The 18,363-nt window shown below is 69.3% G+C and carries 17 protein-coding genes; 3 read left to right on the top strand and 14 right to left on the bottom strand.

From position 1 onward, the window contains the following. Window positions 1-11: 11 nt before the first annotated feature. The 13 genes from C4F17_RS06330 to C4F17_RS06270 form a co-directional block, all read right to left on the bottom strand. Window positions 12-1,292 (bottom strand): amidohydrolase family protein, encoded by a 1,281-nt coding sequence (locus tag C4F17_RS06330; protein WP_106934667.1) that lies wholly within the window; start codon window positions 1,290-1,292, stop codon window positions 12-14. Window positions 1,293-1,320: 28 nt separating this feature from the next. Then, window positions 1,321-1,794, bottom strand: a complete 474-nt coding sequence (locus tag C4F17_RS06325) for a hypothetical protein (RefSeq protein ID WP_106934666.1) — start codon at window positions 1,792-1,794, stop codon at window positions 1,321-1,323. Between the two features lie 9 nt (window positions 1,795-1,803). Then, a complete protein-coding gene (locus C4F17_RS06320) occupies window positions 1,804-2,262 on the bottom strand; it encodes a hypothetical protein (protein ID WP_106934665.1) in 459 nt (152 codons plus the stop codon). Between the two features lie 2 nt (window positions 2,263-2,264). Continuing rightward, entirely contained in the window at window positions 2,265-3,188 is a 924-nt protein-coding gene (locus C4F17_RS06315) for an ABC transporter permease (protein ID WP_106934664.1), read from the bottom strand. Window positions 3,189-3,321: 133 nt separating this feature from the next. Beyond that, entirely contained in the window at window positions 3,322-4,386 is a 1,065-nt protein-coding gene (locus C4F17_RS06310; protein WP_199851959.1) for an ABC transporter permease, read from the bottom strand. Then, window positions 4,386-5,993: an ABC transporter ATP-binding protein gene (locus C4F17_RS06305; protein ID WP_106934663.1), complete on the bottom strand. Its 1,608-nt coding sequence runs from the start codon at window positions 5,991-5,993 to the stop codon at window positions 4,386-4,388. The genes C4F17_RS06310 and C4F17_RS06305 overlap by 1 nt, the downstream gene beginning before the upstream one ends. After that, window positions 5,990-6,742 (bottom strand): alpha/beta fold hydrolase, encoded by a 753-nt coding sequence (locus C4F17_RS06300; protein ID WP_234382624.1) that lies wholly within the window; start codon window positions 6,740-6,742, stop codon window positions 5,990-5,992. The genes C4F17_RS06305 and C4F17_RS06300 overlap by 4 nt, the downstream gene beginning before the upstream one ends. After that, complete coding sequence (locus C4F17_RS06295) at window positions 6,733-7,701, bottom strand: 5'-methylthioadenosine/S-adenosylhomocysteine nucleosidase (protein ID WP_234382622.1); 969 nt, start codon at window positions 7,699-7,701, stop codon at window positions 6,733-6,735. The genes C4F17_RS06300 and C4F17_RS06295 overlap by 10 nt, the downstream gene beginning before the upstream one ends. Further along, on the bottom strand, window positions 7,701-10,520 hold the full coding sequence (locus C4F17_RS06290) for a polysaccharide deacetylase family protein (RefSeq protein ID WP_234382620.1): 2,820 nt from the start codon (window positions 10,518-10,520) through the stop codon (window positions 7,701-7,703). The genes C4F17_RS06295 and C4F17_RS06290 overlap by 1 nt, the downstream gene beginning before the upstream one ends. 16 nt (window positions 10,521-10,536) lie before the next feature. Further along, the gene (locus tag C4F17_RS06285) at window positions 10,537-11,541 is read right to left on the bottom strand and encodes a BMP family protein (RefSeq protein ID WP_106934661.1); all 1,005 of its coding nucleotides are present in this window, start codon (window positions 11,539-11,541) and stop codon (window positions 10,537-10,539) included. Between the two features lie 154 nt (window positions 11,542-11,695). After that, a complete protein-coding gene (upp, locus tag C4F17_RS06280) occupies window positions 11,696-12,325 on the bottom strand; it encodes a uracil phosphoribosyltransferase (protein ID WP_081265876.1) in 630 nt (209 codons plus the stop codon). Between the two features lie 38 nt (window positions 12,326-12,363). Further along, a complete protein-coding gene (locus tag C4F17_RS06275) occupies window positions 12,364-13,770 on the bottom strand; it encodes a URC4/urg3 family protein (RefSeq protein WP_106934660.1) in 1,407 nt (468 codons plus the stop codon). Next, window positions 13,767-15,077: a GTP cyclohydrolase II gene (locus C4F17_RS06270; RefSeq protein ID WP_199851921.1), complete on the bottom strand. Its 1,311-nt coding sequence runs from the start codon at window positions 15,075-15,077 to the stop codon at window positions 13,767-13,769. Before C4F17_RS06270 ends, C4F17_RS06275 begins: the two co-directional genes overlap by 4 nt. 111 nt (window positions 15,078-15,188) lie before the next feature. Between C4F17_RS06270 and C4F17_RS06265 the strand changes: the two genes are divergently transcribed. Both C4F17_RS06265 and C4F17_RS06260 read left to right on the top strand, forming a co-directional pair. Then, window positions 15,189-15,779, top strand: coding sequence for a sigma-70 family RNA polymerase sigma factor (locus C4F17_RS06265; protein WP_106934659.1), 591 nt, complete (start codon window positions 15,189-15,191; stop codon window positions 15,777-15,779). Next, window positions 15,776-16,417, top strand: coding sequence for an NrsF family protein (locus C4F17_RS06260; protein WP_106934658.1), 642 nt, complete (start codon window positions 15,776-15,778; stop codon window positions 16,415-16,417). Before C4F17_RS06265 ends, C4F17_RS06260 begins: the two co-directional genes overlap by 4 nt. 22 nt (window positions 16,418-16,439) lie before the next feature. Here C4F17_RS06260 and C4F17_RS06255 read toward each other — a convergent pair whose 3' ends face one another. Further along, complete coding sequence (locus tag C4F17_RS06255; RefSeq protein WP_106934657.1) at window positions 16,440-17,957, bottom strand: helicase HerA-like domain-containing protein; 1,518 nt, start codon at window positions 17,955-17,957, stop codon at window positions 16,440-16,442. Window positions 17,958-18,049: 92 nt separating this feature from the next. Between C4F17_RS06255 and C4F17_RS06250 the strand changes: the two genes are divergently transcribed. After that, window positions 18,050-18,361, top strand: coding sequence for a phosphopantetheine-binding protein (locus C4F17_RS06250; protein ID WP_081271696.1), 312 nt, complete (start codon window positions 18,050-18,052; stop codon window positions 18,359-18,361). Window positions 18,362-18,363: the final 2 nt, after the last annotated feature.

The raw sequence follows: 18,363 nt of genomic DNA, 5'->3' as shown, positions 1-18,363 counted from the left end.
AAAGCGCCCGATCAGGCTTTCGGGATCATCCAGCCGGTCTCGCCGCCGCGCCCCGGCAGATGCAGCGTGGCGGTGGCGGCCGGCGTCTGCGCCAGCAGCCGGCCCTTGCGGAACACCTTGAGCCGCGTGGCGCGCAGGCGGATGGCCTCGACCGGGTCGCGCGCCTGCAGCAGCACGAAGCTCGCGTCGCAGCCGGCCTCGATGCCGTAGCCCTGCAGGTGCATCACGCGCGCCGCATTCGTCGTCACCGCGTCGAAGCACTGGCGGATGCCGGCCTGGCTGGTCATCTGCGCCACGTGCAGGCCCATGTGCGCCACTTCGAGCATGTCGCCCGAACCCATGCCGTACCAGGGGTCCATCACGCAGTCGTGGCCGAAGGCGACGTTCACGCCGGCGGCCATCAGCTCGGGCACGCGCGTCATGCCGCGGCGCTTGGGATAGCTGTCGTGGCGGCCCTGCAGCGTGATGTTGATCAGCGGATTGGAGATGACGGCCACGCCGCTCTGCGCGATCAGCGGCAGCAGCTTGCTCACGTAGTAGTTGTCCATCGAGTGCATCGAGGTGCAGTGCGAGCCCGTCACGCGGCCCTGCATGCCCAGGCGCTGCGCCTCGAAGGCCAGCGTCTCGATGTGGCGCGACAGCGGGTCGTCGGACTCGTCGCAATGCATGTCGACCAGCTTGCCGCGCTCGGCGGCCATTTCGCACAGCAGCTTCACGCTGGCGGCGCCGTCGGCTATGGTGCGCTCGAAATGGGGAATGCCGCCGACCACGTCCACGCCCTTGTCGAGCGCGCGCTCCAGGTTCTCGACGCCGCCGGGCGAGCGCAGCACGCCGTCCTGCGGGAAGGCCACCAGTTGCAGATCGAGGTAGGCCGCCACCTGGCGCTTCACTTCGAGCAGCGCATCGACCGCGAGCAGGCTCGGGTCGCTGGTGTCCACATGCGAGCGCACCGCCAGCAGACCCTTGGCCACGGCCCAGTCGCAGTATTCCAGCGCACGCTCGATCAGCGCCTCCGCCGTGAGCAGCGGCTTCAGCTCGCCCCAGAGCGCAATGCCTTCGAGCAGCGTGCCGCTCTGGTTGACGCGCGGCAGGCCGTAGCTCAGCGTGGCATCCATATGGAAATGCGGATCGACGAAATGCGGCGCGAGCAGCATGCCCTGCGCATCGAGCTTTTCATGCGCGGGTGCGTCCAGGCCCTCGGTGACTTCGGCGATGCGGCCGTCCTGCACGGCAATCGACACGCCGGTGCGGCCGTCGGGGAGGGTGGCGTTGGTGATGAGTAGGTCGAGCATCGTGGGGGCCTTTTTGAATCGATCGGGGCTATTTTCCGTCGCCGCTTTGTCCAGGCACGCGCCGCGGCGTCCAGTGAAGATAGATGTGCACGTTCTCGCTGCGGTCGCGCGCCACGCCGGTTTCGCCCCAGCAAAACCTGGCCGGCTGGCGCGGTACGCCGGCCGATGCCAGCCAGCGCTCGTGAAAACGGTAGCGCTCGTCGGCGCTGGCGTGGAAGGCTTCCGAATCCAGGCTGCGGTGGCGATGCGGCGTGAGCGTGATGAAGGCGCTGGCCAGTTGTTCCTGCTCGAAGCGAAGGGTCAGTTCGACTGCGCTGCCGTCGGTAGTCGTGCCGCCAGCGGTGGCGAATACGCATTCCACCTGCCGGCCTTCCACGGTCACCATCTGCCAGGTTTTCAGGAAAAGGGGCGGAAGATCGTCTGCCCGGCTGTCCGCGTCGATGATCGCTCCGAAGGCTTCGATGCGGCCGGTCGCGGCGTCGAGTGCCAGGGGCGGCGTCATGGGCCGGGCCTAGCGGGTGCGCTGCGCCCGGAACAGGTACTGCCCCGGCTTCGGCCCGACCTCGATGGTCACGCGGCGCAGCTTGTCGTCGTGCCCCGAACTGGCCTTTGCCGTCACCACGATGCCGCGCGGCGTGGCCCGGCAGGTGAGCTCCGACAGGCCGATCTCCGCATGGTCGTTGTCGAGTTCCGCGATGGACACGGTGTGCGCGGCCTGCAGGCTGCCTTCGGCATCGCGTTTCATCCATTGCACGTACAGGAACGACTGCGCGAACTGCTCGGCGTGGATCACCCGGTATACGCCCTGGTGGTCGTTGTCCCAGGTGCCGCACAGCTGCACCCAGTTCACCGCGTCGGGCGTCTTGAAGTTCTCGTAGGTGATGTCGGCGCCCAGCGCATGGGCGCCGCCGCCGCACACGGCCAGCAGGGCGGCGAGCAACCGGGCTCGAATGGCGAAAGCTGCGGTCATCGTCAACGTTCTCCCTTGCGGTAGGGCTTCATCAGTGCCTGCGGATAGCTGGCCTTGCGTGCCACCAGCACCAGCGCCAGGATCGACAGCAGGTACGGCAGCATCAGGTACAGCTGGTAGGGCAGCACGGCGTCGCCCGATTGTTGCAGCCGCAGCTGAAGCGCGTCGAAGAAAGCGAACAGCAGCGCGCCCAGCAGTGCCTTGCCCGGCCGCCACGAGGCGAACACCACCAGCGCCACGCAGATCCAGCCCCGCCCGTTGACCATGTTGAAGAAGAAGGCGTTGAAGGCCGACAGCGTGAGGAAGGAGCCGGCCATGCCCATCAGCGCCGAGCCGGCGACGATGGCGCCGGTGCGCGTGGCCGCGACCGACACGCCCTGGCTCTCGGCCGCCTGCGGGTTCTCGCCGGCCATGCGCAGCGCCAGCCCGAGCGGCGTGCGGTACAGCACCCAGCCCACCACCGGCACCAGCAGCAGCGCGAACAGCGTGAGCGCGGTCTGCGCGTTGAGGATGGGCAGCGGCAGCCAGTCCATCGGGGCGAAGGGCGTGATGGTCGGCGGCGTGTTCACCTTGGGAAAGCTCACGCGGTAGCCGAAGTAGCTGAGCGCGGTCGCCAGCAGCGTGATGCCCAGCCCCGACACGTGCTGCGAAAGCGCGAGTCCCACGGTCAGGAAGGCATGCAGCAGGCCGAACACCATGCCGGTGAGCGCGGCCACGCCGACGCCCACCCACAGCGGCGCGCCGGCATACACCGCGAGCCAGCCGGTGAACGCGCCCGCGACCATGATCCCTTCGATGCCGAGGTTGAGCACGCCCGCGCGCTCGCACAGCAGCACGCCGAGCGTGCCGAGGATCAGCGGGGTGGCGATGCGCAGCACCGCGACCCAGAAGGCGGGGTTGGCGAGGATGTCGAGCAGATCGGTCATTGCGTGTTTCTCCCTCCCCTTCCGGGGGAGGGCTGGGGTGGGGGCAGGCGGCGCTCGCAGGGGCGGCCGATGCCCCCATCCCGGCCTTCCCCCAGCGGGGGAAGGAGCAAGCAAGAAGAAGCCAGGGCCGAGATCATTTCTTCATCCTCACCCGGTACTGCGTCAGCAAGGTCGCCACCAGCACCGCGATCAGCGAGGCCGCGACGATCACGTCGGCGATGTAGGTCGGCACGCCCACGGCTCGGCTCATGGTGTCGGCCCCCACCAGCACGCCCGCCACGAACACGCCTGCCGCGATCACGCCCAGCGGGTGGAGGCCGGCCAGCATGGCGATCACGATGCCGGTGTAGCCGTAGCCCGGCGACATGTCGAGCGTGACGTAGCTGGTGCGGCCCGCCACCTCGATGGCGCCCGCCAGCCCGGCCAGCGCGCCGGAAAGCAGTGCCACCATGACCACGGTGCGCGTCACCGGCACGCCCGCGAAGGCGGCGGCGCGCGCATTGGCGCCCACCGCGCGGATGTCGAACCCAAGCACCGTGTACTTGAAGACGGCCCACACCATCACCGCGAGCGACACCGCCCACAAGAGCCCGGTGTGCACCCGCGTCTGCGCGATCAGCTTGCCCAGCTCCAGGTCGGACTGCAGCGACACGCTCTGCGGCCAGCCCATGGCGGTCGGGTCTTTCATCGGCCCGTCGAGCAGCGCAGACACGCCCAGCAGCACGATGAAATTGATCAGCAGCGTGGTCACGACCTCGTCCACGCCCAGCTTGTTCTTCATGAGCGCCGGGCCCAGCAGCATCAGCGCGCCGGCCACGGCGGCGGCCAGCATCATCAGCGGGAACAGCAGCCAGGGCGACAGCTCGAAGCCCGTGCCGCCATGCATGCCGCCCACGGCGACGGCGGCCAGCGCACCCGCGTAGAGCTGCCCCTCGGCGCCGATGTTGAAGAGCCGCGCCTTGAAGGCGACCGTGGCCGCCAGCCCGGTGAGGATCAGCGGAATGGCGCGCGTCAGCGTTTCGCTCCAGGCGAACACCGAGCCGAAACCGCCCTGCAGCAGCAGCGCATAGGTGCGGCCGACCGGCGCGCCGGCCCACAGCACCAGCAGTGCGCTGACGAGCATGGTGAACACGACCGCGCCCACGGGTGCCAGCACCAGCGCGGCGCGGGATGCCTGGTGGCGTTTCTCGAGCCGCATCATGAGGCCGCTCCGTTGCGCTGCGGCGCCGCGGTTGCGCCGGCCATGGCCAGGCCGATGGCCTCGCGCGTCCATGCGGCGGCGGGGCGCGCTTCGCCCAGATGGCCGCCGTGCATCACGGCCACCCGGTCGCCGAGCGCCAGCACTTCGTCGAGGTCGTCCGAAATCACCAGCACGGCCGCGCCGGCGTCTCGTGCGGCGATGAGCTGCTGCTGCACATAGGCGACCGCGCCGATGTCCAGGCCCCAGGTCGGCTGGTGCGCGACGATGAGGCGCGGCGCGCGGTTCGGATACTTCCTGTTGTCGTCGCCCTTGGCCGTTTCGGGCTGCTCGGGCGAGAGCAGGGCGCGGCCCAGGATCAGCTTCTGCATGTTCCCGCCGGAGAGCGAGCGGGCCGGCGCCATCAGCCCGGCGCCGCGCACGTCGAACGCCTTTTCTATGCGCCGCGCATGCAGCCGCGCGGCGGCGCGCTTCACGATGAAAGACCAGCGCGAGAACACCGGGCTGCGCAGCCGCTCCGATACCGCGTTCTCCCACACCGGCAGGTCGCCGACCACGCCTACCGCGTGCCGGTCTTCGGGAATGCGCGCGACGCCGCGCTGCACCAGCCGGGCAGGCGAGGGCGGCAAGGCGCGGCCCATCAGCTGCGCGGAGCCGGACGAAACCCGGCGCGTGCCGCACAGCAGCTCGGCCAGCGCGACCTGCCCGTTGCCGGACACGCCCGCGATGGCGGTGATTTCGCCGGCGCGCAGCGTCAGCGACACCTCGCGAAGGCCGGCCGAATGGTCCTGCCCGCCGTCCTTGCCGGCGGCGGTGCTCACATGGTCGAGCACGCAGACCGCGTCGCCCACCGACTTGGCCGGCCGGCGCTGCGGCGCTTCGACCGCATGGCCCACCATCCACAGCGCGAGCTGCGCCTGCGTGGTGTCGGCCGTGCGCGCCTGCGCCACCAGCTTGCCGCCGCGCAGCACCGCCACGCGGTGCGACACGCGCAGCACCTCGCCGAGCTTGTGGCTGATGAAGATGACCGACAGGCCCTGCGCCACCATCTGCGCCAGCGTGGCGAACAGCGCCTCGCTTTCCTGGGGCGTGAGCACGGCGGTCGGCTCGTCGAGGATCAGGATGCGCGCGCCGCGGTACAGCGCCTTGAGAATTTCCACCCGCTGGCGCTCGCCGACCGACAGGCTGCCGATCTTCGCGTCCGGCTGCACCGGCAGGCCGAAGCGCTGCGCCACCTCGAGCAGCCTGGCCCGCGCGGCCGCCCGGCGCGACACCGGGCGCCACAGCGGCTCGGTGCCCATCATCACGTTGTCGAGCACGCTGAGGTTGTCGGCCAGCGTGAAATGCTGGTGCACCATGCCCACGCCGGCGGCCAGCGCGGCCTTGGGGTTGCCCGGCGGCAGCGGCGCGCCGAACACTTCGATGCCGCCTTCGTCGGCGACGTAGTGGCCGAACAGGATCGACATCAGCGTCGACTTGCCCGCGCCGTTCTCGCCGAGCAGCGCGAGCACTTCGCCGGCCTGCAGGTCGAGGGAAATGGCGTCGTTGGCCACCAGGGCGCCGAAGCGCTTGGTGATGCCTGTGAGCCGGAGCACAAGAGGGTTCATGGGGTGGCGGGCTCGGGGCTGCCGAGCTCGCGGCAAAAGTTTTCGATGGCCTGGGCGGCAGCGACGGGCACGGCCTGCAGCAGGCCGTGCGGGCCTTCCAGCCGGACGATGCGAAGGCCCGACAGCGCGCGCTGGATGGTACGGGCGGCCTGGCCGGGAACGATGCGGTCCTCGATGGCCTGCAAGTACATCACCGGCACGCGCACCTGCGCGAGCCTGTCGACCACGTTCACGCGCTGCACTTCCCTCATGCGGCGCGTCATGACGGCGGTCGACACCTGCCGCAGCGAACCCTGCAGCAAGCCGCAAAGGCGCGGCGTGGCAAAGCGGCCCAGCAGCATGTGGCGCATGGGGCCGCGCATCAGGCCGGAGTGCATGAACATCATCGACAGTTCGAGCAGGCCGCCACGCAGCAGCGCCAGCCCCGGCTTGGGGCTGCGGGCAAAGCTGCAGCAAAGGATCAGCCCGCGCAGCCCCGGCGGCGGGGCCGCCGCGATGGAGATGGCGAGCGGGCCCGAGAAGGATTCGCCCAGCAGCACGAAGGGCTGGCCGGCGGGGAGCCGCGCGCGCACAAGCCGTTCGAGTTCGTCATAGCCCAGCGGCTCGGTGCCGGGGTAGCGCACCACGTCGATGGCGTCGTGTTGCCATCCCATGGCCTGGGCCAGGGGCTCGAACAGCTCGCCGGTGCCGTCCATGCCCGGAAGCAGAACAAGGCGGATGGAACCAGCGGGCGCCGCCGTCACTTCCACGCGGCCAGGAACGCCAGCATCACCTTGGCGGAGTTGTCCGCCGCGATGCTCATGAAGGTGCCCATTTCGTTCTCGCCGTCGCCGCCACCCGCGAGGTCGCTGAGCGAGCGGAAGGCGATGAAGGGCACGCCGTTGCTGTAGGCGACCATGCCCACGGCGGCGGTTTCCATGTCGAGCACGTTGGCCTGGAAAGTCCTGTAGGTGTATTCGCGGTAGGCCTTGTTGTCCATGAAGGCCTGGCCCGACACGCCGTTGCCGCCCACCACCAGCTGCGGCTTGCGCGGCAGGCACTTGCCGGCGCCGCAGTTCGCCAGGTCGACGTTGCGGATGCTGCGCGCCACCTCGAGCATCTTCGGGTCGGCCTCGAACCAGAACTTGCGCACGATCTGCGGGTTGGCCGCCGAGCGCACCTCGACCGGGCGCGGGAACATCATCCCGAAGTTGGGCAGCGTGGCGTCGGTGATGAAGGGCGGCGCGCTGTACTTGCCCGGCGCGGTCTCGCGCGCCATCAGCACTTCGAGGTACTGGCCCCATTGCGCGGGCACGGTCACGTCGCCCACGTGCAGCTGCGGGTTCACGCCGCCCGCGATTCCGCTGAACACGATGTTGGTGATTCGAAAGCGGTTGAGCACCAACTGCGTGTTCATGGTCGCGTTCGTCATGCTGATGCCCGACAGGAACAGCACCACGGGCTTGCCTTCGAGCGTGCCGGTGGTGAACTCCACGCCGTTCACGCTGTGCTTCACCGGGCCCTGCAGCCGGGTCAGCAGCAGCTTCAGCTCGGGCTCGAAGGCCGACAGCACCGCGATGCGCGGCGTGTCGTCGAGCCGCGTGCCGCTGTTGATGCTGACCGCGCCGGACTTGTAGACGCCGGCGCAGCCCGCCAGCAGCACCCCGAGCGTGGCGGCCAGCACGGGGGCGCGCAGGCGCCGCAGCAGGGAGGATGTGTGGTTCTTCATCATGAGTTCGTCGGTAGTTGCGGGCGGTGCGCGGCGTCGGGCGTGGCGATCCAGGCTTGCAGCGACGCGACGCGCGCGTGCTTCGGCGCCAGGCCGACGAAGGTGGTGTAGGCGGCCAGCGCCTTGGCGTCGTTGCCCGATTGCAGGTAGGCGTCGCCCAGGTTCAGGTAGGCGAGGGCGCGGCTGCCGTCCATCTCGATGGCCTGCTCGAACCAGCGCGCGGCCTCCACCGGCTTGCCGCGCTTGAAGTACACGAAGCCCAGGTTGTTGGCCGCCAGCGCAAAGCGCGGCTGCAGCTTCAGCGCCTCGGTGAAGGCGGCTTCGGCTTCGTCGTAGCGGCGCTCGCGGTACAGCTGGAGGCCGCGGTCGTTGGCGCGCTGGGCGGCCACGCGCGGCGACACCGGCGCCGCGGCCGGCATGGTCAGCCTGGCGTCGGCGCCTTCGAGGTTCTTCACCACCACCTCGATGGCAGCGGGGCCGGTCTTGGGTGTGGCCGCCGCGGTGTGCACGGCCTGCTCGTTGGCCTCGTCGATGCGCTTGTTGACCTGGCTGGCCGCCGCGTCGAGCTGCACGATGTCGCCGCTGAGGCCCTCGCGCTCGGTGGGCAGCTCGAACACGAACTCGCCGCCCTCCGAGCCCGGCAGGCTGCCGAACGCCGGCGTCTGTCGCGCGATGGCCGACACGGCCGGCGCCACGTAGGCGGCAAGCTCGGTGCCGGTGATGACGCCGTCGCCGTTCAGGTCGGCCTTGCCCGACAGCGCCTGCAGTACGGTCCACGTGAAGACCGAATGCCCGCCGGGGCCGTCGTCGGCCACCTGCTGGTCGGCGCCGCCGGCGGTGATCATCTGGCGGCCGACGCGGCGCGCGTTGTCGCTCAGGAAGTTCTTGCTGCCGCGCGGCGCACCGCCGCGCGTGAGGCCCAGGCCCGAATAGCAGGCGTCCACCATGAACAGCACGTGCTTGGCCGAGAGCGCCTCGGCCACCTCCTGCAATTGCGGCATCGAGATGGCGTCGGAGGCCAGGTCGTCCAGCGCCGCGTCGACCGGGATGATGTAGCCCACGTCGCGCCCGCTCGCGAGCTTGCGGGTGCTGCCGTGGCCGGCGAAGAACACCAGCACGCGGTCGTCGCGCTTCACGCGCTTGGTGTCGGCCAGCTTGTCGTTCAGCACGCGCAGGATGTTGGCGCGCGTGGCCTCGCCGTCGTACAGCGAGGTGACGTTCTCGGGCTTGAAGCCGAAGCGGGTGACGAGCAGTTGCTCCATCGACCTGGCGTCGGGCACGGCGTGGTGCAGGCCGGGCCACTTGGCGTACTTGTCGATGCCGATCACCAGTGCGTGGCTGTCGCGGTAGAGGGTGTCGCCGCTGCCGGCGGCGGCCACGCCGTCGTCGGGCGCGGGCCGCTTGGCCGCGTTGACGACGAACTTGCCGTCGCGCCAGGTGGCGAAGCGGTAGCCGTCGGCCACCAGCTGGTCGAGCACCGTGGGCAGGGCCTGCACGGTGCGGCCCTGGATGTCGTGGAACAGGATCACGCCGCGCTTGGCCTTGTCGACCTCGGCCAGCACGCGGTCGGCGATCGACTTGGGCACCGGGTCGGCCCAGTCCATGGAGTCGACGGTCCAGAGCATCGAGCGCAACTTGAGCGCCTCGACCGTGCTCAGCTTGTCTTCGTTGCGCGCGCCGTAGGGAAAGCGGAACAGGGTGGACTGCGGGCGGCCGGTGGCGTCGAGCAGGGCCTCGGTCTCGGAGGCCTCGGTGCGCACCGTGTCGTCGCTCATCTTGGCCATCACGCCGTGGCTGAAGCTGTGATTGGCGAGCACGTGGCCGGCGGCCAGCACGCGCTTGGCCACCGCGCCGTTGGCGCCCAGCTGCGCCTTGCCCTGCGCGTCGAGCCTGCCGAGGTTGCGGCCCAGCTCGAAGAAGATGGCGGGCGCGTCGTAGCGCTTGAGGATCTCCAGGATCTCGTCGGTGTGCCTGGCGTGCGGGCCGTCGTCGAAGGTCAGCACCACGGTCCTGGGCGGCAGCGAGGTGCCGAAGATCTCCCGGGTGTCGGCGCCTTCCTTCTCCTTGGCGCCGGTGCCGGCGGGCTGGGTTGCCTGCGTGTAGGGGACGATGGCGCCGAAGTCCTTCAGGATCTTCTCGCGCGAATACAGGCCCTGCAGCTTGGCCACGTAGTCGGACCACTTCTCGCGCCTGGGCTCGATGCCGCGCTGCGCGAAGCGGCCGAACACGTCTTTCAGCTCACGGTCGTAGGCCTGTTCGATCTCTGCGAGCACGGCCAGGTCTTCGCTGGCGCGGCGGCCGAGCTTGAGGCCGGGCAGCGACTGCGCCTGGGCGTAGCGCGTGCTCAGCTCGGTGAGGAATTCCTTGAATGCGAGGCGGTCGGCGTCGAACCAGCTGGGTTCGCTTTCGATGCGGTCCAGCAGCGCGTTCAGCGCCGGCACGGTGGCCGGGTCGGCCATCTCGCCGGCCTGCGCGATGAGCGCCTGCTGGCGCTCCTGCATGTCGTGGAACAGCAGTTGCCCGACCGCGCCCACCGCGCGCTTCTCGGCCGCGTCGAGCGTGCGCTCGCCGGTCATCAGCACGATCATCTGCCGGTGGGCGGCGAGCAGGGCGTCGGCGCGCTCCTGCAGCGCCGCCGGAATGCCTGCGGGGACGGCGGCGGCCGGCAGGGGCGCCGCGGCGGCAGCGGGAGCGGCGGGTGCGGCCACCGCGGGCGCCGCCGTACCGGCGGATTCAGGCTGGCAGGCGGCCAGTCCGGCGACGGCCAGCGCCGCAATCGCCACGCCCCGGATTGCGGTGCGCCATCGCGCAGGATTCATGGGCACTTGGAGGCGTTTACTTGGCTGTGGACTTGGGTTGGCCGTCGTCCACCTTCACGGTGAACTTGCCCGCGAGGATGTCGGCCTGCCTGGCCTTCACCTTGGCGATGATGTCGGCCGGCACTTTCTTCTCGAAGGTGCCGAGCGGCGCGAGCTCGGAGCCCTTGTGCTTCATCTGCGCGTACACGCCGTAGTCCTCGGCCGCGAACTTGCCTTCCTTGACCAGCTTGATCGCGCGGTCGGCCGCGGGCTCGAAGTTCCACAGCGCCGACGCCACCACCGTGTCGGGGTACTGGCTCTGCGTGTCGATCACGTTGCCGATGGCGAGCTTGCCCTTTTCCTTGGCCGCGTCGGAGACACCGAAGCGCTCGGCGTACATCACGTCCGCGCCCTTGTCGATCATGGCGAAGGCGGCTTCCTTGGCCTTCGGCGGGTCGAACCAGCTGTTGATGAAGCTCACGCTGAACTCGACCTTCGGGTTGGTTTCCCTGGCGCCCGCCATGAAGGCGTTCATCAGCCGGTTCACTTCGGGAATCGGGAAGCCGCCGACCATGCCGATGCGGTTGGTCTTGGTCATGCCGCCGGCCACCATGCCGCTCAGGTAGGCGGGCTCCTGGATGTAGTTGTCGAACACGCTGAAATTGGGCGCCTGCGGCTTGAGCGACGAGCCCATCAGGAAGGCGACCTTGGGAAAGTCCTTGGCGACCTTGCGCGCCGCCGCTTCCACGCCGAACACCTCGCCCAGAATCAGCTGGTTGCCGCCGGTGGCGTACTCGCGCATCACGCGCTCGTAGTCGGCGTTGCTGACGTTCTCGGTGGCCTTGTATTCGATCTCGCCGCGCGCCTCGGCCGCCTTCAGCGCCTTGTGGATGCGACCCACCCATTGCTGCTCGAACGGCACGGTGTACACCGCGGCCACTTTCAGCTTGGCCTGCTGCGCGAGCGCAAGGCCCGGGGCGCCTGCCGCGAGCGCGGCGGCAATGGCGACGGAACGGATGATCAATTGACGGCGTGCTGCCACGATGCTTCTCCTCGAGTTATGGAAATCTTAGGCTCGCAAAAACCGCGCCTTCCTAGCCAGAACACCGAGGAACCGGCTCCGCCGGGCCTCAGGTGTTGCCCCCGGCAGGGGGAAGGCGTAGCGACACGAAGTGCGCGAAGCCTGGGGGCGAGCCCTACTTCGTGCCGAAGATGCGGTCGCCCGCGTCGCCCAGGCCCGGCAGGATGTAGCCGTGGCTGTCGAGTTCGCGGTCGATGGCGGCGGTGTAGATCGGCACGTCGGGGTGCGCGGTCTGCATCGTCTTCACGCCTTCGGGGCAGGTCAGCAGGCAGACGAACTTGATCGACTTCGGGTTCAGCTCCTTCAGCCGCTCGACCGCGGCCACGGCCGAGTTGCCGGTGGCCAGCATCGGGTCGACCACGATCACGTCGCGGTTCTCCATTTCGCCGGGCATCTTGAAGTAGTACTCGACGGCCGTCAGCGTCTTGGGGTCGCGGTACAGGCCGATATGGCCGACGCGGGCGCCGGGCACCACGGTCAGCATGCCGTCCAGGATGCCGGTGCCGGCGCGAAGAATGGACACCAGCACCAGTTTCTTGCCGTCGATGACCTTGGCCTGCATGGTCTCCAGCGGGGTTTCGACCTCGATGTCCTGCATCGGCATGTCGCGCGTGACCTCGTAGGCCATGAGCATGCTGATTTCATTGAGGAGCCGGCGGAAGCTGTTGGTCGAGGCGTCCTTGCGGCGCATCAGCGTCAGCTTGTGCTGGACGAGGGGGTGGTTGACGAGGTGGACGTTGCTCATTGGAATTGTGTTTGACGTTGCTGGGTGAACACCGGAGTCTAAAAGACAGTGCCGTCGCTCTCGATCGACAGCGGCGGCGCACCGTCGCGCAACCGCTGTGCCAGCGCCCGGCCCGCGGCCCAGGTGCCGCCTTCGAGCACGCAGGCCAGCGGCAATTCGTCTTCGGTGCGGTCGAGCACCTTGCGCACCCGGGGCGCAAGCTCGTCGAGCAGCGCCACGGTCAGCGCGCGCCATTCGACGATGAACTCGTCGCCCGCCTTCCATCGGCGGGTGAGGAAGGCCGGGTCCTTCGGCACGATCACGCCGCTGTCGATCAACAGGCCGCCGTTGCGGTACTCGGGCAGGGCGGTGAGCGCGTCGAGGTGGCGCACCTTCACGCCGGCCCATTCGAAGGGTTCGAGCAGCGAGTAGGTGAGCCACTGCGACAGCTTGTGGAAAGGCATCCAGCCGTTGGTGAGCCCGGGCCCGCTCACGGCGCTGTGGCGCCAGCAGTCGCCCAGCGCGAGCGCGGGGTCGCCCGACCCGATGCCGCCAGGGCTGTCGCTGGCGTCGGCCGCGATGCTGTCCACCGAGTTGGCCGAGGGCCAGATGCGCGACAGCGTATCGAGCAGCAGCGACAGGATCTGGTGCGCGGTGATTTCGGCCGTGGGCGGCGCGGCCGGGCCGTAGGGGCCGACCAGCGCGTCGAACAGCCGGCCCGGGCGGCCTTCGTCGCCGAAGGTCTCGGGCTGTTCGTTCATGGCCTCGCCCAGGCGGCGCAGCAGCGTGGCGCGGCCCGCCAGCCCGACCAGCGGGTTGGCCTCGCTGACCTGGAAGGCGTCGCCCAGGCGGTCGGTCACCAGCCCGCGCAGGCCGGCCGCGTCCACCTGGTAAGGGTGGTCGGGGTCGGACGAGAACAGCCCGGCCATGAAGGCGTGGTAGCTGGCCACGGCCAGCCCTTCGGAGCGGGTTAAGCGTTCGCCGGTGGCGGCTTCGGTGTAGTGCCAGTCGGGGCCGGCGCCGGCGTCCAGCAGCACGCTCACCAGCACGAGGTCGATGTGCGCGCGGGCGCGCTGCCGCGCGTCGGCTTCGCCGAGCAGGGTGTCGAGTTCCTCGATGCGCTTGATGCCGCCGGCCTCGAAGTGGCGCCAGCGGCTGTGGTACGGAATGGTGTCCCAGGGATAGCGCTCGCGCGTGACCTCGGCCACGTTGCGCGCCGCGTCTTCCAGCTTGTCGTCCTCTCCGATGCGGAACCACTGCGATTCGCCGCGCCGCGCGCGCGCCAGCAGGGCGCCGGCGCGCTGGCGGATGGCCGCCGTGGTGCGCAGCAGGCTGGCGGCACCGGCCGGATGGGCGGTGTCGGCGGTGAATTCGATCGATGGATCGACCTTGCCCGCGCCGCCGGGCGGCAGGCTGCCGGAGCCGTCGACGGGCATGTTGGGATCGCTGTTGCGGCTTGTCGTCATTCGCTGAGTCCTCGGCCCTTGGCCTTTTTCAGTTCTTCGGCGTCCGGCACCGGGCCGGGTGTGAAATAGCCGGCCGCCATCTTGGCGTCCATCTCGACGCGGGCGTCGGCCGGGATCAGCGCATCGGGAATGTTCACGCGCTCGCCGATCTCGATGCCCGAGCCGGTGATCGCGTCGAACTTCATGTTGCTCATCGACACCAGCCGGTGGATCTTCTTGATGCCCAGCCAGTGGAAGACGTCGGGCATGAGCTCCTGGAAGCGCATGTCCTGCACGCCGGCCACGCATTCGGTGCGGGCGAAATACTGGTCGGCCGTGTCGCCGCCCACCTGCCGCTTGCGGGCGTTGTAGACCAGGAACTTGGTCACTTCGCCGAGCGCCCGGCCTTCCTTGCGCGAGTAGGCGATGAGGCCCACGCCGCCGCGCTGCGCGCCCATGATGCATTCCTCGATCGCGTGCGTGAGGTAGGGCCGGCAGGTGCAGATGTCGGAGCCGAACACGTCGGAGCCGTTGCACTCGTCGTGGATGCGCGCGGTGAGCTCGACCTCGGGGTTGGCCAGGTCGCGCGGGTTGCCGAAGATGTAGAGCGTCTGCCCGCCGATGGGCGGCAGGAACACCTCGAGGTCGGAGCGCGTGACCAGTTCGGGGTACATGCCGCCGGTTTCCTCGAACAGGGTGCGGCGCAGGTCGGTCTCGGAGCAGCCGAAGCGGCGCGCCACCTCGGGCAGATACCACACGGGCTCGATCGCGGCCTTGGTGACCATGGCCGCGCCGCCGGACGTGAGGAAATGCCCGTCGGCCTTGAGCCGGCCGCTTTGCAGCGCCTCGATCACCTCGGGCAGGATCACGTGGGCCTTGGTGATCGCGATGGTCGGGCGGATGTCGTAGCCGGCCGCCAGTTCGGTGGCGAACACGTCGGCCACCTGCGCCCCCCAGGGGTCGAGCGACACGATTCGGCCCGGTTCGCTCCATTGCGGGTAGGGGCCTATCACGTCGGTGGGGGAGGTGTTGGTCAGGTCGGCCTTGTGCTCGCGCTTGAGCGCGCCCGAGGCCACGGCCAGCGCGCGATACACGCTGTAGGAGCCGCTGTGCGTGCCGATGACGTTGCGATGCGCCCGCTTGGTGGTGGTGCCGACCACCGGCCCGCGCTCGGCCGGTGTGGCCGCGCCCCAATGGATGGGCAGCGCGCCGAAGCCGCCGGCATGCGAGGTCAGGCGTATGTGGCCGGTCGACGACGAAGGGTGGAGCGGGGGGATGGGCGTGGTGCTGCCCGGGGAGGAAGGGATCGTTGTGCTGTCTGCAGACATTGGGGGCCCTCAAAAAACACAATGTATCGATGGTGCGTGGTGCTTGCAAGCAGACGGCTTCGGCACAATCGGCCGAAACTTTTTTGGGCGAGGCTGTAACCAGCCGACCGGATGGCACGAAACACAACAGGCAGCAGGACGTACCCGGGCGACGCGGAAGCGGCGCTGCGCAGCCTGTTCCTTCGCGGTCTGGACGGCGACGCGAAGGCCTACCGCGACTTCCTGCAGCGACTCAGCGCGCACTTGCGCGCCTTTCTGGGCAAGCGCCTCTTTGGCTGGCCCGATGAAGTGGAAGACCTTGTTCAGGAATGCCTGCTCGCCATGCACAACCAGCGCCACACCTACCAGAGCGACCAGCCGCTGACGGCCTGGGTGCATGCCATTGCCCGCTACAAGATGATCGACCTGCTGCGTGCCAAGTCGGTCCGCGAAGACCTGCACGACCCGCTGGACGACGACCTTGCCGTGTTCGCCGACTCGGCCGAGGAGGCCAGCGACGCCCGGCGCGACCTGGGCGGGCTGCTGCAGACCCTGCCGGAGCGGCAGCGCCTGCCGATCGTGCACGTGAAGATCGAGGGCCTTTCGGTGGCCGAGGCCGCGAGCCTCACGGGCATGTCGGAGTCGGCGGTGAAGGTCGGCATCCACCGCGGCCTGAAGGCGCTGGCCGCACGCTTCGGCAACCGCTGGGGAGACGCCGCATGAAGACCGACGACCTCGTGGCGATGCTGTCCGCCGGCGACGTGGCCGTGCCGCGCCGCAGCGCGGGCAGGCGCATCGGCCTGGCGGTGCTGGCCGGGTTGCCGCTTTCGCTCTTCATCCTGTTCGCCGAATACGGCATGCGGCGCGACATCGTGCAGGCCATGTTCTGGCCGATGTTCTGGGTCAAGGTGACGTTTCCGCTGTGCATTGCGGCGGCCGGCTTCGTGGCCGTGCAGCGCCTCTCGCGGCCCGGCGTGCCCGCGCGGCATGCGTGGATGGGCGCCGCGCTGCCGGTGGCCGGCATCTGGGTGCTGGCGGCGATCGCCTGGTTCAGCGTGCCGGCGCAGGAGCGCATGCCGTCGCTCATGGGGCAGTCGTGGCGGATCTGCGCGGTCAGCATCGGGCTGATGGCGCTGCCGGTGTTCGCGGCCACGATGGTGGCGCTCAGGGGGCTGGCGCCCACGCGGCCGGCGCTGGCCGGCGCGGCGGCCGGAGCGCTGGCCGGCGGCGTCGGCGCAGCGGTCTATGCGCTGCACTGCATGGAGCTGACCGCGCCGTTCCTTGCCGTCTGGTATGTGAGCGGGATTGCCGTGCCGGTGCTGGTGGGCGCCGTGCTGGGCCCGCGCCTGCTGCGCTGGTAGGCGCGGCGCGCGGGGCGCAGGCTCAGCGCTTCTTGCTGCCGAAGATCCCGCCGAGCACGCCGCGCAGGATCTCCTTGCCCACCGACGTGCCCATGGTGCGCACCGCCGACTTGGCCATGGTCTGAATCAGGCCGTCGTGCTTGGCGCCGCGCGGGCCTGTGGTGCCGAAGAGCATGTCGTTGAGCATGCCGCCCATGCCCGAACCGGAGGCTTCGGCCGCCGGCTTGCCGCCCGCCGGCGTGGCCGGCGGCGCACCGGGCGCGCTCTCGGCCCGGCCCTTGAGCTTTTCGTAGGCCGACTCGCGGTCCACAGCCTTCTCGTAGACGCCGGCCACCAGCGAATTGGCGATCAGCGCCTTGCGCTGGTCGGCGGTGATCGGGCCGAGCTGGCTGCCCGGCGGCAGCACGAACACGCGCTCGGTCACGCTGGGGCGGCCCTTCTCGTCGAGGAAGCTGACCAGTGCCTCGCCCACCGCGAGCTCGGTGATGGCGGTCTCGATGTCCAGCCCCGGCTTCTGCCGCATGGTGCTGGCGGCCGCTTTCACCGCTTTCTGGTCGCGCGGAGTGAAGGCGCGCAGCGCGTGCTGCACCCGGTTGCCGAGCTGGGCGAGCACCGTGTCGGGAATGTCCAGCGGGTTCTGGGTGACGAAATACACGCCCACGCCCTTGGAGCGCACCAGCCGCACCACCAGCTCGATGCGCTCGACCAGCGCCTTGGGCGCCTCGTTGAACAGCAGGTGGGCTTCGTCGAAGAAGAAGGCCAGCTTGGGCTGCTCGGGGTCGCCGATTTCGGGCAGTTGCTCGAACAGCTCCGACAGCATCCAGAGCAGGAAGGTGGCGTAGAGCCGCGGCGAATTCATGAGCTTGTCGGCCGCCAGGATGTTGATCACACCCTTGCCGCCCACCGTTTGCATGAAGTCGGCGATGTTGAGCATCGGCTCGCCGAAGAACTTGTCGCCGCCCTGGGTCTCGATCTGCACCAGCCCGCGCTGGATGGCGCCCACGCTGGCGGCGCTGATGTTGCCGTACTGCGTGGTGAACTGGCTCGTGTTCTCGCCCACGTACTGCAGCATGGCGCGCAGGTCCTTCAGGTCGAGCAGCAGCAGGCCGTTGTCGTCTGCTATCTTGAACACCAGGTTCAGCACGCCGGCCTGGGTGTCGTTCAGGTCCAGCATGCGGCTCAGCAGCAGCGGGCCCATGTCTGAGATGGTGGCGCGCACAGGGTGGCCCTGGTCGCCGAACACGTCCCACAGCGTGACGGGGCAGGCGGAGGGTTCCGGAACGTCGATGCCGCGCTCCTTCAGCGTGGCGGCCAGCTTGGCGCCGATGCTGCCTTTCTGGCTGATGCCGGTCAGGTCGCCCTTCACGTCGGCCATGAACACCGGCACGCCGATGCCGGACAGCTTTTCGGCAATGGTCTGCAGCGTGACGGTCTTGCCGGTGCCGGTGGCGCCGGTGATCAGGCCGTGGCGGTTGGCCAGGCCGGGGAGGAGGGCGCACTCGACAGTCTCGTGGCGTGCGACTAACAATGGCTCTGTCATGGGGTCCCCAAATGTTGGCTGGCGGCAGTCTATCCAAGCCCCGCCTTTACAATTGCCGTGAATTTTCATTCAAACGCAAAACGGAGCACGTGTTGTCCTCGACCGTCCAAACCAATTCTTCCGCCGTAGGCGATTCGCCTGAACAGTCGCCCATCGAAAAAGAGCTGGCCGTGTTGCTGGTGAATGCGTTGAACCTCGAGATCGCCCCCGAGGACATCGTGCCCACCGATCCCCTGTACGGCGAAGGCCTGGGACTCGATTCGATCGACATCCTCGAAGTGGCGCTCGAAGTCTCGCGCCGCTACGGTTTCCAGCTGCGCTCGGACGACGAGCGCAACCAGCAGATCTTCCAGTCGCTGCGCACGCTCGCGACCCACGTCGCCCAGCACCGCGTCGCCACCTGACC

It is taken from the genome of Variovorax sp. PMC12, from assembly GCF_003019815.1.
In the GTDB taxonomy this organism is placed as follows: domain Bacteria; phylum Pseudomonadota; class Gammaproteobacteria; order Burkholderiales; family Burkholderiaceae_C; genus Variovorax.
The sequence above is the reverse complement of the archived record's forward strand: the minus strand, read 5'-3'. Positions and strand labels throughout refer to the sequence as shown.